The organism is Kitasatospora sp. NBC_00070 (assembly GCF_045041205.1).
Classification (GTDB): Bacteria; Actinomycetota; Actinomycetes; order Streptomycetales; family Streptomycetaceae; genus Kitasatospora.
The window spans coordinates 6,895,415-6,910,719 of sequence record NZ_CP108247.1; the positions used below are offsets into that span (position 1 = coordinate 6,895,415).

The 15,305-nt window shown below is 73.5% G+C and carries 12 protein-coding genes; 8 read left to right on the plus strand and 4 right to left on the minus strand.

Annotated elements, in window-relative coordinates; all coding sequences use genetic code 11:
* Window positions 1–334 precede the first annotated feature (334 nt).
* The 7 genes from OHV05_RS31195 (at window position 335) to OHV05_RS31225 (ending at window position 10,688) form a co-directional block, all read left to right on the plus strand.
* Complete coding sequence (locus OHV05_RS31195; RefSeq protein WP_405020655.1) at window positions 335–2,779, plus strand: nitrate- and nitrite sensing domain-containing protein; 2,445 nt, start codon at window positions 335–337, stop codon at window positions 2,777–2,779.
* Window positions 2,776–3,213: a roadblock/LC7 domain-containing protein gene (locus OHV05_RS31200; protein WP_403031042.1), complete on the plus strand. Its 438-nt coding sequence runs from the start codon at window positions 2,776–2,778 to the stop codon at window positions 3,211–3,213. The genes OHV05_RS31195 and OHV05_RS31200 overlap by 4 nt, the downstream gene beginning before the upstream one ends.
* Window positions 3,210–3,635: a DUF742 domain-containing protein gene (locus OHV05_RS31205; RefSeq protein WP_403031039.1), complete on the plus strand. Its 426-nt coding sequence runs from the start codon at window positions 3,210–3,212 to the stop codon at window positions 3,633–3,635. The genes OHV05_RS31200 and OHV05_RS31205 overlap by 4 nt, the downstream gene beginning before the upstream one ends.
* Before the next feature lie 77 nt (window positions 3,636–3,712).
* A complete protein-coding gene (locus OHV05_RS31210) occupies window positions 3,713–4,288 on the plus strand; it encodes a GTP-binding protein (RefSeq protein ID WP_405020656.1) in 576 nt (191 codons plus the stop codon).
* 79 nt (window positions 4,289–4,367) lie between these two features.
* A complete protein-coding gene (locus tag OHV05_RS31215) occupies window positions 4,368–5,504 on the plus strand; it encodes an FAD-dependent monooxygenase (RefSeq protein WP_405020657.1) in 1,137 nt (378 codons plus the stop codon).
* 498 nt (window positions 5,505–6,002) lie between these two features.
* The gene (locus tag OHV05_RS31220; RefSeq protein WP_405020658.1) at window positions 6,003–7,679 is read left to right on the plus strand and encodes a glycosyltransferase family 2 protein; all 1,677 of its coding nucleotides are present in this window, start codon (window positions 6,003–6,005) and stop codon (window positions 7,677–7,679) included.
* Window positions 7,680–7,694: 15 nt separating this feature from the next.
* Entirely contained in the window at window positions 7,695–10,688 is a 2,994-nt protein-coding gene (locus OHV05_RS31225; protein WP_405020659.1) for an acyltransferase family protein, read from the plus strand.
* Window positions 10,689–10,751: 63 nt separating this feature from the next.
* Here OHV05_RS31225 and OHV05_RS31230 read toward each other — a convergent pair whose 3' ends face one another.
* Window positions 10,752–11,648, minus strand: coding sequence for a LysR family transcriptional regulator (locus tag OHV05_RS31230; protein ID WP_405020660.1), 897 nt, complete (start codon window positions 11,646–11,648; stop codon window positions 10,752–10,754).
* A 101-nt stretch (window positions 11,649–11,749) separates the two neighbouring features.
* Between OHV05_RS31230 and OHV05_RS31235 the strand changes: the two genes are divergently transcribed.
* Window positions 11,750–12,487 carry an SDR family NAD(P)-dependent oxidoreductase gene (locus tag OHV05_RS31235; RefSeq protein ID WP_405020661.1) on the plus strand — a complete coding sequence of 246 codons (738 nt, stop codon included), beginning with the start codon at window positions 11,750–11,752 and terminating at the stop codon, window positions 12,485–12,487.
* A 37-nt stretch (window positions 12,488–12,524) separates the two neighbouring features.
* On the opposite strand, the gene OHV05_RS31240 is transcribed toward OHV05_RS31235, so the two are convergent.
* The 3 genes from OHV05_RS31240 to OHV05_RS31250 form a co-directional block, all read right to left on the minus strand.
* Window positions 12,525–13,346, minus strand: coding sequence for a hypothetical protein (locus OHV05_RS31240; RefSeq protein WP_405020662.1), 822 nt, complete (start codon window positions 13,344–13,346; stop codon window positions 12,525–12,527).
* Window positions 13,336–13,827, minus strand: a complete 492-nt coding sequence (locus OHV05_RS31245; protein WP_405020663.1) for a SigE family RNA polymerase sigma factor — start codon at window positions 13,825–13,827, stop codon at window positions 13,336–13,338. The genes OHV05_RS31240 and OHV05_RS31245 overlap by 11 nt, the downstream gene beginning before the upstream one ends.
* 106 nt (window positions 13,828–13,933) lie before the next feature.
* Window positions 13,934–15,244, minus strand: a complete 1,311-nt coding sequence (locus tag OHV05_RS31250; RefSeq protein WP_405020664.1) for an aldehyde dehydrogenase family protein — start codon at window positions 15,242–15,244, stop codon at window positions 13,934–13,936.
* Window positions 15,245–15,305 lie beyond the last annotated feature (61 nt).

Sequence of the window (15,305 nt, forward strand, 5' to 3'; positions counted from 1 at the left end):
GAAGAACGGGGGATGGGGGTGATGTGACGGCCCGTGAACTTTGGGACGAGGTTTCGTGGTTGTTATTCGATATGACTAATATCCATCCGTCAACGTTCTTATCGGACAAGGTCGGTCCTCCGCGACCACCGCCGTCTCCAAGGAGAATGCCCTGCGCGCGCGTGCGTCTCGGCGGATCGCCTCAACGAATCAGGGGGCGGCGGCCGAGTCGTCGCCCCCCAAGGCAGCCCGACGGGGTGGCCGGTCCGGCCGCCGCCGGTCCCGGCTGTCCCTGAGGTCCGCACTGCTGACCCTGGCCATCGTCCCCGGTCTCGCGTTGGCCGCCCTCTGGGCGGTGACGACGGGAGAGACCTTCGTCAACTTCCAGCGGATGGCCGCCCAGGGGCAGTTGGCCCAGCAGGCCGGCCAGCCGTCCAACATCGTGTACTACAACCTGCAGGAGGAGCGCCGGCTCAGCGCCGAGTCGATCGCCAGGCCGGGCAGCGTCGCCGACCAGCTGCGCGAGCAGCGGCGGAAGACCGACGAGGCGATCACCACCTTCCAGAAGCTCTCCGACATCGCCACCGACGACGCCCCCGCCGAGGTGCGCGACGCGGTGGTCCAGGCCCGGCAGGCGATGGGGCAGCTGGACTCGCAGCGGGCCGCCGTGGACGAGGGCGGCTCGGCCGACCGGCAGGCGACCGTCTACCGCTACTACACCGACCTGATCGCGGTCGACCTGCGGCTGTTCGGCGCCCTCAGCCACGTCGACGACGGCAAGGTGACCACCATCTCCCAGCCGCTGGTCGCGCTGTTCTGGACCAAGGAGATGATCTCCCGCTCGGACGCGCTGCTGGCCCGGGGCTGGCCGGCCGGCCGGCTCTCGGTGCAGGACTACCAGCAGGTCCAGCAGGCGGTGAACGAGCAGCCGTTCCGCTACGGCACCGAGGTGGTCCCCTATCTGAAGCCGTCCGAGACGGCGATGTGGCAGGAGATCGTCAACAGCCCGGCCTGGCAGGCCAAGACCGAGGTCGAGCAGTCCCTGCTGAGGCCCACCGCCGCCGACGGGGCCGGCAACGTGCCGCTGGCCGCCAACCAGCAGAAGTGGCGTCAGGCGATGGACCAGCTGACGCCCAAGCTGGTGGCCCTGATGGAGAGCCGGACCAGCGGCGTGGTCGAGGTGGGCCTCGGCTCCATCACGCACCTGCTGCTGACCGTGGTGCTGACCAGCGTGATCGGGCTGTTCGCGGTCATCGCGGTCATCGTCACCACCTGGCGGCTGACCCGCTCGATGCGTCGGCGGATCACCGAACTCCAGGAGCAGGCCGAGCAGTTGGAGCGCAGCCTGCCCGAGGTGGTGGAGCGGCTGGCCCGCGGCGAGCAGATCGACGTGGCGGCCGAGGCGGCCGCCATCGAGCAGGAGTCGCAGGGCAACGGGGACGAGCTGGCCCGGCTCGGCGAGGCGCTCAACCTGGCCCGCGCCAGCGCGATCGCGGCCGCCGTCCGGCAGGCCGACCAGCACCGCGGCTTCGAGAAGCTGCTGCAGCGGATCGCCCGTCGCACCCAGCTGCTGATCGGTCAGCAGCTGCGCAAGTTGGACGAGCTGGAGCGGCGGCACGAGGACCCCGAGGTGCTGGAGGGCCTGTTCGACCTCGACCACCTCACCGCCCGACTGCGGCGCTACGAGGAGAACCTGGTGATCCTGGCCGGCGGCACCCCGCACCGGCGCTGGCGGAAGCCGGTGCCGCTGCTGGACGTGCTGCGCGCCGCCCAGGGCGAGGTGCAGGACTACACCCGGGTGGTGCTCGACCTGGACGGCAGCCCCTGGCTGGCCGAGCGGGCGGTCGGCCCGGTCGCCCACGTGGTCGCCGAACTGGTCGAGAACGCACTGAGCTTCTCGCCGCCGCCCACCCCGGTGGAGGTCCGGGCCGGCGCGGTCGGCCGGGGCCTGGCGATCGAGGTGGAGGACCGCGGGCTCGGCATGGACGACGAGCAGCTGGCCGCCGCCAACGACCTGATGAGCCGTCCGCCCCGGCTGGACGTGCTGGCCAGGACCGAGGACATCCGGCTGGGCTTCCACGTGATCGCCCGGCTGGCCTCCCAGCACGGCCTGCGGGTCGAGTTCCGGCAGTCCGCCTTCGGCGGCACCCGGGCGATCCTGCTGCTCCCGGACACCCTGCTGGTCGGGGCGCCCGGTCTGCACCCGGTGCCGGACGAGGTGTCCGCCGAGGTGCTGCCGACCCGCTCCCGGGGCGAGGCGCTGGCCCGGGCGACCGCTCCGGAGCTGCCCCCGGCCGGGCCGGTCGGCCCGGACCCGTACCGCCCGGTGGCCGAACTGCCGTACGGCGGGCCGGAGCAGCGGACGGACGGGCCGTACCGGCCTGAGCTGTACGGCGATCCCTTCCCGCAGCCGGACCCGTTCCCGGCGGGCGGCCGCTTCCCGGTCGCCGACCCGTTCCCGGCCCCCGCCCCGTTCCCGCCGGTGGAGCACGGCTACAGCGGCCTGCCGTACCAGCAGCCCCCGGCGCCCGGTGCGCCGGAGGCCGAGCCGCCGCTGCCGCGCCGGGTCCGCCAGGCCAGCCTGGTGGACGAGCTGCGGCTGGCCCCCGAGGAGCCGAACACCCGTCCGAAGCCGCCCCGTTGGGACGAGAACCCGCTGCTCCGACCGGCCCCCCGACGGGCCGGAGCAGCGATCGGAGCGTTCCAGCGGCGTTCCAGGGCCGCCCGGGAGAACCCGGCGGCGCCGCTCGACCATCCCGGGCAGGACCTGCCCACCCCTACGACGGAAGACCGGTCATGACGCGCACCACCGCCACCCACCAGGACCTCGACTGGCTGCTCGACGGCCTCGTGGACTCGGTGCCAGGGACCAGAAACGCCGTGTTGCTCTCCGACGACGGCCTGGTGGTCAGTCACTCCCGGACCATCGACCGCGCGGACGCCGAGCGGCTGGCCGCCGTGGCCACCGGCCAGCAGAGCCTGGCCCGCGGCGTCGGCCAGCTCTTCGACGGCGGCCCGGTGCACCAGGTCATCGTGGAGCTGGCCGAGCTGTGGCTGTTCATCATCACGGCCGGCCAGGGCACCCACCTGGCGGTGACCGCCTCCCAGGAGGTGGACGCCGAGCTGATGTCGCTGGCCATGCACAAGCTGGTGCAGCAGGTCGGCCAGAAGCTCAGCACGCCGGCGCGTGGCGACTTCGACGCGTTCGGGTCCCGTGGCGGTGGTCGGGGGTGACCTCGGCGCCGCGCTGGTACCAGGACCCGGCGGCCGAGGCCGAGGAGGACGCGGCGGACTCGATGGTCCGCCCGTACACCGTGACCCGGGGCCGGGTGGCCCCGGAGCGGGACGACTTCAGTCTGATCACGGTGCTGACCACGGTCCGGGAGCAGAACGACGAGTTCGGCACCCCGGTCCGGCCGTCGACGCGCGGGCTGCAGCCCGAGCACCGGGTGGTGCTGGAGCGCTGCCGGCGCTCCGCCGCGCTGGCCGAGGTGGCCGCCGAGCTGCGTCTGCCGGTCTCGCTGGCCAAGATCCTGGTCGCCGACCTGGTCGCCCAGGGGCTGCTGCTGGCCCGGGCGCCGCTGGCGGTCGCGGTCGGCGGCCGGGCCGACCTCGGGCTGCTCACCGCCGTCCGCGAGGGCCTGCGACGGCTCTGACCCTCTTTCACCTCCCGCCCCACCGACCGGCCGCCGGCCCCCGCCGCGCGGCGGTCCGAGACACCCCTGTGAGTGAGATGACAGACAGCCAGCCGGCCCAGGCCGCCGTGAAGATCCTGATCGCGGGCGGTTTCGGCGTCGGCAAGACCACCATGGTCGGCGCGGTCAGCGAGGTCGCCCCGCTGCGCACCGAGGAGTACCTGACCAGGGCCGGGGAGGGGGTGGACGACCTCTCCGGCGTCAGCCAGAAGGACACCACCACGGTGGCCCTGGACTTCGGCCGGATCACGGTCAGCCCCGAGCTGGTGGTCTACCTGTTCGGCACGCCGGGCCAGGAGCGGTTCTGGTTCATGTGGAACGACCTGGTCAACGGGGCGCTCGGCGGTGTGGTGATCGCCGACACCCGGCGGCTGGAGAGCAGCTTCGCCTCGATCGACTTCTTCGAGAGCCGGGGCATCCCGTTCGTGGTGGCGATGAACTGCTTCCACGGCCACAACACCCGGTCCGCGCAGGAGATCAGGGCCGCGCTCGACCTCGACCCGGAGATCCCGCTGCTGATCGGCGACGTCCGCGAGCGGGCGTTCGGCCGGGACGCGCTGCTGGCCCTGGTCGACCACCTGATGACCCGGCCGGAGCCCGCCCCCGTCGGCTGACCGGGGCCCCGCCCCGTACGACCCCGCCCGGCCCGCAGTCGCGTGGCCGGGCCCGCTACCTCCCCCGGAGAGACCTGACATGGCAACACCCCTGCGCGTCCTGATCCACGGCGGCGGAATCGGCGGCCTCACGCTGGCCACCGCGCTGGCCCGGAGCGGCCACCTGGTCCGGGTCGCCGAGCTGCGCGGCGAGCTGGACGCCCTCGGCGTCGGCATCATCCAGCCCTCCAACGCCCTGCACGTGATGGGCGAGATCGGCGTGCTCGCCGACTGCCTGGCGGCGGGCTTCGAGTGGGACACCCTGACCATCAGCGACCCGGTCGGCAACACCCTGGCCAAGATCCCGCAGCCCCGGATGGCCGACGCGCCGGCCTGCAACGGCATCCCGCGTCCGGCGCTGGCCCGGGTGCTCGGCGCGGCCGCCGCCGCGGCCGGGGCGGAGATCGTCTTCGGTACCACTATCTCCGAACTGGCCGACGACGGCGACGGGGTGGAGGTCACGCTGTCCGACGGCAGCACCGGCCGCTGGGACCTGGTGGTCGGCTTCGACGGCATCGGCTCCCCGCTCCGGCAGCGGCTGTACGGCGAGCGCTTCGCCCCCGAGTACACCGGTTTCGCCAACTGGCGGGTCACCGTGCCCCGGCAGAGCGAGGTGCGGGGCGTGGTGATGAGCACCGGCGACCGGGCCGCCAAGGCGCTGCTGACCCCGATCACCGAGGAACTGATGTACCTGGGCGCGGTGTTCGCCGAGGCCGAGGACTTCCGGCCGGACCCGGAGCGGGCGCACGAGCAGCTGGCCGAGCGGCTGGCCGCCTTCGGCGGGCCGGTCGCCGAGGCGCTCACCCAGGTCACCGACCCGGCCGCGGTGGTCTACTCGCGGATCTCCCAGGTGACGGTCGAGGAGCCCTGGCACGTGGGCCGGGTGGTGCTGGCCGGCGACGCGGCGCACGCCTCCACCCCGCACATCGCCCAGGGCGCGGCGATGGCCGTCGAGGACGCCCTGGTGCTGGCCCGGTCGCTGGACGAGGCCGAGGGCGACGTCCCGGCCGCGCTGGCCGTCTGGGAGGCCCGCCGCCGGCCGCGCGCGATGTGGGTGCAGAACATCTCGCGGGCGGTGCTCAAGCAGGAGACCGGCACCCCGACCACGCCGGAGGAGGACGAGCTGCTGAAGGTCGGCATCCCCGGCGCCGCGCACGTCCTGGTCAAGCCCTACTGACACGACGGCCCGGCCGGTCTGTCGCGGTGACGGTACCCGTGACAGGCCGGCGGGCCGAGGGACGCGGCAGGCCGGGCGGGCGGCGAACCGTGCCTGCCCGGCCACCCGGCGGATGACCGCAGGGGCAGCATGCCGGGGCGGTCCCGGGCACCGACGACGGCCCGGGGACGGCGCACCGGGGGACTGTGACATCGACGTTGCGTCCGTGGGCGGCTGGATGAACGTCTGCCCTCGCGAGGTGCACAGCATGCGAACGGCAGTGGCGGGCCAGGGGTCGGGAGTGTCGTCCGGCCGGGCCCCGGACCGAAGTTGGCGGACTGTTCAGCAGGCGATGACCTGCTGGTTCCCGTGCTGCACCGGGGTTCCGCTGCACTGATCACCGACCGTGGGTGCTCCGGTCGGCCGGCCGTCCACGCCTCGGGCACTGGTCCATTGGTCTATACCAATTGCGCTAGGGTGACCCCAGTCTGCTGTCAGAGACGCGGCTGTGGGGGCCTCATGACTGTGCATCACCTTCCTCAACCTCCTTCCGATCAGGAGCTCTACTGGTACTTCGGGCCACAGCGCCGCTGGGTGCTGATCTGCACCTCGCTCGCCTTCGTCTTCACCGCGGCGACCATGCTCACCTTCTCGCTGCGCACCCCGGCCCTCTGGGCCTTCCTGGCCGTCCTCGGCCTCAACCTGTTCGCCCTCGGGCTCTCCTCGGTCAACAGCCTGCGCCAGCGCCGGCTGACCAGGCAGTCCCACGAGGTGCTGGTGAGCGCCTGGAACCCGGCCCAACTGCCCACCGTGGACCTCTACCTGCCGACCTGCGGGGAGCCGCTGGACGTGCTGGAGAACGCCTACCGGGCGGTCGCCGCGGTCGACTGGCCGGACGCGCTGACCGTCTGGGTGCTGGACGACGGCGACCGGACCGAAGTGGCGTCCCTGGCAGCCGAGTTCGGCTACGAGTACGTGGTCCGGCCGAACCGCGGCCAGCTCAAGAAGGCCGGCAACCTGAACCACGCGCTCACCCTGAGCGGCGCGAAGTACATCGCCATCCTGGACGCCGACTTCGCGCCCCGGCCGGACTTCCTGCGCCACCTGGTGCCGTACTTCGCCGACCCCAGGATCGGCATCGTGCAGAGCCCGCAGTGCTTCGACACCGACGAGACGATGGGCTGGATCCAGCGCGCCGCCGGATCGGCGCAGGAGTGGTTCTTCCGCTGGATCCAGCCGTCCCGGGACGCCAGTGACGCCGCCATCTGCTGCGGCAGCAACGCCGTCTACCGGCGGACCGCGATCGACGCGGCCGACGGCTTCGCCAAGCTGGAGCACAGCGAGGACCTGTTCACCGGACTCGCCCTGTACGCCCAGGGGTTCCGCACCCTGTACGTCCCGGTGCTGGTCGCCAAGGGCACCTCGCCGGACAACCTGGCCTCCTTCGTCAACCAGCAGTACCGCTGGGCGATGGGGAACCTGCACCTGCTCAGCACGCCCGAGCTGAAGCGGATCCGCGCGCCGTGGCGGATGCGGCTGTGCTTCTACGAGGGCGTCGTCGGCTACCTGACCACCGCGGTGAACATCTTCGCGGCACCGCTGCCGCCACTGGTGATGATGTTCTGGTACCCGGACCAGATCCGGCCCTGGCACGTGCTGCCGCTGCTCGCGCCGCTCTGGCTCTGGCACGTGCTGCTGCCCCGGATCAGCCGGACCCGCTGGCGGGTCGAGGTGATCCGCTCCAACGTCCTGATGAGCGTGGCCGCAGGAGCCGCCTTCTGGCACACCCTGCGCGGTCGCAGCGCGGCCTGGGTGCCCACCGGCGCCGGCCGGGCGAAGCCGGGCGGGCTGGCCCGCCAGGTGGTTGTGGTGTCGCTGGTCTGGCTCTGCGCCTCGGTCGGCGCGGCCGCGGTCGGGCTGGCGCTGGCCGTCGCCCGGAACGGCGTCGCGCCCAACTGGGGCCTCGGCCTCTACCTCGCGGTGCAGGCCCAGATCGGCATCCCGCTGATCCGCGACCTGATCGGCGAGCTGCGGCCCGCCGACCAGGACCGGGTCGAGGCCAGGAACGCCGCCCGGGCCGCGAGCCGAATGCTGCCGCGCCGCTGGCCCGAGGCCATCGCCGCCACCGCCGTCCTCGTGCTCACCGCTCTGCTCGCCTCCGGCTGGGTCAGCCCGATGCTGCCCTGGCTGGGCTGAAAGGTCGTCACACCGATGTCCTCGACCGTGGTACCGGACCTTCGTCCGGAGACCTTCACCATTCCCGGTCCACCGTCCCGACCGGCCGCCGCCCCGAAGCGGCAGCCAGGACCCAAGGGATTCCGCCCCGACATCGAGGGCCTGCGCGCCGTGGCGGTGCTCGCGGTGCTCGCCTTCCACGCCTCCGTCCCCGGCCTGGCCGGCGGGTTCGTCGGGGTGGACGTCTTCTTCGTCATCTCCGGCTACCTGATCACCAGTCTGCTGGTGCGCGAGGCGATCACCACCGGCCGGATCCGGCTGGGGGAGTTCTTCTCCCGCCGGGCCCGCCGACTGCTGCCCTCGGCCGCCCTGGTGCTCGGCGCGGTCGCGCTGGCGGGTGCCTGGCTGACCGTCCCGCTGCGCCGCACCGACCTCGAGTTCGACGTGCTGGCCGCCGCCCTGTCGGTCGGCAACTGGCGCTTCGTCGCCCAGCAGACCGACTACCTGGCGGCCGGGCGGGAGCACAGCCCGCTGCTGCACTTCTGGTCGCTCGCGGTCGAGGAGCAGTTCTACCTCGGCTGGGCGCCACTGCTCGCCGCGATCGTGTTCTTCGCCGCCCGGGCCGCCCGGCGCGGCCGGGCGGTGCGCTCGACGGTGGCGCTGCTGGCCGGGGTGATGACGGTCGGCTCCTTCGGCCTCTCGCTGTACTGGACGCACAGCTCGGTCTCGCTGGCCTACCTCGGGACGCCGTCCCGGATCTGGCAGTTCGGGATCGGGGCGCTGCTCGCGCTGCTGCCCTGGCACAAGCTGCCGGGACCGCGTCCGCTCCGGGTGGTCTGCGGCTGGGCCGGACTGCTGGCGATCGGCTGGACCGCCGTGGCCTACGACGCGACCACCCCCTACCCCGGGTACGCGGCGCTGGTGCCGACCCTGGCCACCGCCGCCGTGATCCTGGCGGGCACCCCCGACCGGAGCGGCGTCACCCCGGTGCCCGCCACCCGGTACGGGGTGGACCGGCTGCTGTCGGCCCGGCTGCCGCGGGCGATCGGCCGGCTCTCGTACAACCTCTACCTCTGGCACTGGCCGGTGCTGGTGCTGGTCGAGGCCAGGTTCGGGGCGCTCGACTGGCCGGTGAAGGTGGCCCTGACGGCCGCCGCCGCGCTGCCCGCGATGGCCGCGCTGCACTGGATCGAGCAGCCGCTCCGGCGCAGTCACATCCTCTCCGAACTCCCCAGGCGCGGCCTGTCGTTGGGCCTGGCCGCAGTGGTCGTCCCGGTGGTGCTGGCGCTGGTGGTCGGCACCGGGACGCTCCGGCTGCTCGGCCCCGCCGCACCGGTGGACACCCTCGGCCTGCCGCCCGGCGCGGCCGACGGGACCTCGCTGCTGGCGAAGACCGGCGCACCGCTGAAGGGCGGTCCGGTGGTCCCGGACGCGGCCCAGGCGCGCAAGGACTTCCCGCCGGACGGCGAGTGCGAGGTCGCCCCGACCGCCGTCAGCAGCCCGGCCTGCCTGTTCGGCGTGACCACCAGCCCGGACCGGATCGTGCTGCTCGGCGACTCGCACGCCGGTCAGTGGTTCTCCCCGCTGCTGGCCATCGCGGCCGAACGGCAGTGGGCGCTGGAGGAGTTGGTCAAGCAGGGCTGCCCGTTGCCGGAACTCACGGTCACCAACCCGCAGTTGGGTCGGACCTACCGGGAGTGCGACAGCTGGCGGGCGGCCGCGCTGACCCGGCTGGAGCAGGGGCCCAAGCCCCGGCTGATCGTGGTCTCCTCGCTCAACCGCTACACCGACGACCAGCAACTGCTGCTGACCGCCTGGGAGAAGACCCTCACACCGCTGCGCGCGCTGGGCGTGCCGATCGTCTACCTGCAGGACACCCCGGTGCCCGGCACGGACATCCCGGCCTGCGTCTCCGGGCACACCGAGGACCCGGCCGCCTGCTCGTTCGGCCGTGACCAGTCCCAGTGGCCCGACCCGCTGGCCCAGGCGATCGCGGCGGGCCGGCTGCCGGGCGTGCAGTCGGTGGAGGTGAACTCGGTCATCTGCCCCGGCAAGGAGCGCAGTTGCCCCGCCGTGCTGGAGCGGATCCTGCTCTACCGGGACGACGCGCACCTGACCAACGTCGCGGCGGTCGTGCTGACGCCCCGGCTGGAGCGGCTGCTGACCGAGTCCGGGGCACTGCCCGCCCGCAGCACCCCCGGCACCGACGGCTGGACCCAGCTGCTCCGGGACGACTTCGACGGCCCGGCCGGCAGCCGTCCGTCGGCCGCCAACTGGCAGTACGACCTCGGCACTTGCTACCCCGGCTGCCCGGCCGCGCAGTGGGGCACGGGCGAGATCGAGACGATGACGGACTCCACCGCCAACGTCCGGCTGGACGGCAAGGGCGCGCTGGAGATCGTGCCCACGCTGGAGAACGGCCGGTGGAGCTCGGGCCGGATCGAGTCCCGCCGGTCCGACCTGGCACCGCCGCCCGGCGGGGTGATGCGGATCGAGGCCTCGATCGCGCTGCCCGACGTCACCGGACCGGCCGCGGCCGGGTACTGGCCCGCGTTCTGGACCCTCGGGGCCGGGCTGCGGGATGGCTACACCGGCTGGCCCGCGGTCGGTGAGCTGGACGTGATGGAGCACGTCAACGGCCGGGACACGGTGTTCGGCACGATGCACTGCGGCATCCTGGACGGCGGCCCCTGCCAGGAGCCGAAGGGCCTCGGCTCGGGCGACCAGTCGTGCGGCGACTGCCGGAAGTCCTTCCACACCTACGCGGTCGAGGTCGACTTCACCGCCGGTGCGGAGCAGGTCCGCTGGTACCTGGACGGCCGGCAGTTCCACCGGGTGACGGCGGCTCAGCTGGACCCGGCGACCTGGGACAAGGCGGTGCACCACGGCCTGTTCCTGATCCTGAACGTGGCGGTGGGCGGCAACCTGCCGACCGTGCTCGGCGGGGCGGTCACCCCGGCCACCGAGCCGGGGCACCCGATGCGGGTGCAGTACGTGGCGGTCTCCACCAAGGCGGCGGCCCGCTCCTGACCGGGCGCTTCGAAGGGCGGTGACCACCACGACGGTGGCCGCCGCCCTTCGGCGTGCGCGGGGTCAGCGCCGCAGCCGGTCGGCCAGCTCGGTGGTCAGGGCCTCGATCAGGGCGGGCCGGGGGCCCGGGCGGGTGGCGCAGTACCAGGTCCTGACGGTGGGTTCGACGCCGATCCGGACCAGGGCGAGCCGGTGCGAGCCGACGTACGGGGCGGCCACCCACTGCGGCAGGACGGTGACGCCCTGACCGCTGGCGACCATCTCGATCAGCAGGTCGGTGATCACCGGCATGGTGGTGATCCGGGCCGGCCGGGCGCCGTGCGGCACCGGGAGCGGCGTGCTGGGGACCCGGCCCGGGTCGTAGAGGTCGTACAGCACCAGGTGGGCGTCGTCGAAGTCCCGGGCCGTCAGGTACGGGAGGGCGGCCCAGGGGTGGCCGGCCGGGACCACCGCGACCATCTCGTCGTCGAACAGCGCGGTCAGCCGCAGCCGGTCCATCTGCGGGTCGGGCTTGGTGATCAACGCGACGTCGAGGCGGTCCTCCAGCAGCGCGGTGATCAGGGTGTCGGCGGGCAGCGACTCGATCCGCACCTCGGCGCCCGGGCACCGGGTGCGGAAGCCCTGGATCACCGGCGGCAGCCACTGGAAGGTGGTGCTGCACTGCACCGCCAGCCGGACCCGGCGGTCCCGGCCGTCCCGCAGCTCCCGGACGTCCCGGGTGGCGGCGTCGAGCTCGGCCAGGATCTGCCGGGCCGCCAGTAGCATCCGCTGACCGGCCGCGTTCGGCACCAGCCCGCGCCCCTGACGGTCGAACAGCTGGGAGCCGAGCCGGCCCTCCAGCCGGGTCAGCCGCTGGCTGAGCGCGGGCTGACTGACGTACAGCAGCTCGGCGGCGGCGGTCAGGGTGCCGGTGGTGGCCACGGTGTCGAGGAGTTCGAGGTCCCGCAGGTCGACGTCCATAATCACAGGTTATCGCTTGTTCCAGAATCGGTCGTGGAGTTATCGGGCCGCTCTTCGTACGGTTCTCGTATCACCCCAGCAGAACTGACGGAGGATCAACCATGTCCGGCAACAACACCGTCGTGGTCACCGGCTCGTCCAGCGGCATCGGTCTCGACATCGCCCGGCTCTTCCTGGCGGACGGGGCCAACGTGGTCCTGAACGGGCGGGACCCGGAGCGGCTGGCCAAGGCGGCCGCGCAGCTCGGCGCGGCGGAGCGGGTGGCCACCGTGAGCGGCGGGATCGGCGACGCGGCGACCGGCGAGGCGCTGGTGCGGACGGCGGTCGAGCGGTTCGGCCGGGTGGACGTGCTGGTCAACAACGCCGGGACGTTCGCGGCGAAGCCGTTCACCGAGGTCACCGAGGAGGAGCTGGACGGCTTCCTGGGCGGCAACCTCAAGGGCACCTACCTGACCACCCAGGCGGTGGTCAGGCAGCTGCGCCGACAGGGCGGTGGCGGCAGCGTGGTCAACATCGGCACCGTGCTGGTCGAGCACGCGCTGGCGGGCTTCCCGTGCTCGGCCCCGATCGTCAGCAAGGCCGGGGTGCACGCCCTGACGGTGAGCCTGGCCGCCGAGCTGGCCGCCGACGGCATCCGGGTCAACCTGGTCGCGCCCGGCATCGTCCGGACCCCGCTGCACGAGGGCGGCGAGGTGGACGACCTGGGCGGTCTGGCCCTGCTGAACCGGGTCGGCGAGGTCGGTGAGATCGCCGAGGCGGTCCGCTACCTGGCCACGGCGGGCTTCGTCACGGGGCACGTGCTGCGGGTGGACGGCGGCTTCGTGACCGGCCGGTCCTGACGGCCGGTCACGCCGGGGCGGGTCGGCCGTCCGCCGGTCAGTCCGCCTGCGGCGCCTCCTCCTGGACCACCGTCACGGCCGGTCCGTAGGCGGCGAGGAGTTCGGCCCGCACCGCGTTCGCCCGAGCCGAGCCCACCCTGATCCCGCTGCCGTCCGCCATCGTCGAGACGCTGGTGATCGTGCCGTCCAGGGACCGCCAGGGCAGGTCGGCCCTGATCCGCGCGGCGATCGGCTTCAGCTGGGCGGCGCTGTACTTCGCGTCGACGAACCGCAGGGTGAGCCCGGGGCGTTGGGCCTGCTGCCGGGCGGCGGTGTCGAAGTCGGAGCCCGGTACCCGGTACACGTAGAGGGTGTGCTCGGCGGAGTCGACGCAGACGCCGGCGAACTGCTCCGGGTAGTCGCGCGGGCCGAGTGCCGACACCGTCCCGGCCGCCGTCTGGACGACGGGGTCGTTGGCGGGCCCGGACGGACCCGGATCGGTCGGCGACTCCGAGGCGGGGGAACTCCCCGGGCACGCGAACGGGTCGGCCGGGGGTGCGGGGGCGGACGGCGCCCCGGACGAGGCGGCGGGGGAGGGCGAGGACGGGGACGCCACCGGTGAGGCCCCCGACACGGGACGCGGGGTGCCGGCCGACCGGAGCTGGAGCCCGAGCGAGAGACTGCCGGCCACCGCCAGGACCACCGCGGCCGTCTGCAGCCCTCGCCGCCGCCGCACCCGCCGCCGCCCGGCGGCCCGGAGCTCGGCCAGCGGCACCCCTGCGGGCAGCGCCGGCCCGGCCTGCGCGTCGGCCACCGCGGACAGCCGCTCGGACAGCGACCGGCCGAGCCGCTCGTCGTGCCGGTCCTGGTCAAATCCCATGGCGTTCCTCCTGCTGAGCGGGCGCCAGCTCGCGCCTGAGGGTCTTCATGGCCCGGGCCAGGTGGGTCTTGGCGGTCTCGGGCGAGCAGCCCAGTTCCCGTGCCACCTGGGCCATCGGGAGGTCGGTGTAGTACCGCAGCACCACCACCGCCCGCTGCCGGGGCGGCAGCGCCCGGAGCACCCGGGTCAACCGTTCGTCCGGGTCGGCCGGTTCGGCCGCCGGGAGGTCCGGGAGCCGGGGCGCCGGGATCTCGTGCCGGCTGCGCCGCCAGCGTGAGACGTGGGTCCGCACCATGGTCCGGCGGACGAACGCCTCGGTCGCCGCCACGTCCCGGATCGAGTGCCGCCGGACGTACACCCGGGCCAGCGTGTCGTGCAGCAGGTCCCGGGCGTCGTGCGGGTTCCCGGCGAGCAGGCACGCGCCACGGAGCAGCGCCTGGTACCGCGCCCCGACGAACTCGTCGAACGGATCACCATCCATCGTCATGCTCCTCTGACGCGGCGGAGCCCCGGATCGGGTGACATCCGGGAGAGAAAAATGGGACCGGCCCCGTCGGGGTCGGTCCCATCCTCCGCGAGGACGGCTCCTAGTGGAGCGGCTTGTCCAGTACCGCCTTGGTGTGGCTGAAGGTGTCGATCGAGTACTCGCCGTGGTAGCGGCCCATGCCGCTCTCGCCGACGCCGCCGAAGGGGAGTTCGGGGACGGCCAGGTGGGAGACCGGCAGGCCGAACACCAGGGCGCCGGAGGAGGTTTCGTCGCTGAGCCGCTGCTTGGTGCGCTCGGATTCGGTGAAGGCGTAGAGCGCGAGCGGCTTGTCCCGCCCGTTGACGAAGGCGATCGCCGCGTCCAGGTCGGGGACCGCGAGCACCGGCAGGACCGGGCCGAAGATCTCGGCCTGCATCACCGGTGCCTCGGGGGAGACGTCGGCCAGCACGGTCGGCGCCAGGTACCGGGTGTCGCGGTGGTGGGTGCCGCCAGTGACGGTGCGGCCGTCGCCGAGCAGGGCGGTCAGCCGGTCGAAGTGCCGGGAGTTGACGATCCGTCCGTACTCCGGGTCGGCCGACGGGTCGTCGCCGTAGGTCTCCCGCACCGCCGTGGCGAGCTCGGACTCCAGCGCGGCGGCGGTGCCGCCGACGGCGAGCACGTAGTCCGGGGCGACGCAGGTCTGACCGGCGTTCAGGAACTTGCCCCGGACCAGGCGTCGGGCGGTGACGGCGAGGTCGGCGTCGGTGTCGATGATCACCGGGCTCTTGCCGCCGAGCTCCAGGGTGACCGGGGTGAGGTGCTTGGCGGCGGCGGCCATCACGATCCGGCCGACGGCGCCGTTGCCGGTGTAGAAGATGTGGTCGAAGCGCTGCTCCAGCAGGGCGGTGGTCTCCGGCACCGCGCCCTCGACCACCGCGACGGCCTCCGGGTCGAGGTAGCGCGGCAGCAGCCGGGCGATCGCGGCCGAGGTGGCGGGGGCCAGCTCGCTCGGCTTCAGCAGCACGGTGTTGCCGGCCGCCAGCGCGCCCACCAGCGGGGCGAGCGCGAGCTGCAGCGGGTAGTTCCAGGGGGCGATCACCAGCACCACGCCGAGCGGCTCCCGGATCACCTTGGCCTCGGCCGGCTGGAACACGGCGGGCACGGCGGCGGCCTTCGGCTCCAGCCAGTGCGTCAGGTTCCGTACCGTGTGGTCGAGTTCGTGCAGGGTGAAGCCGATCTCGGTGCGGTACGCCTCGGCCGGGCCCTTGCCCAGGTCGGCGTGCAGGGCCTGCTGGAACGCCTCGCTCTGCTCGGTGAGCAGGGCGCGCAGCGCGGCGAGCTGGCCGAGCCGCCAGTCGACCGGCCTGGTCCGGCCGGTGGCGAAGGTGGCGCGCAGACCGGCCACCACGGTGGCGGCGGAGGGTGTGGTCATGGTGTTCGGGCTCCGGGAGGTCGGTGGATGCCGGGGCGGGCGGTGCGGCCCGCCCCGGCCG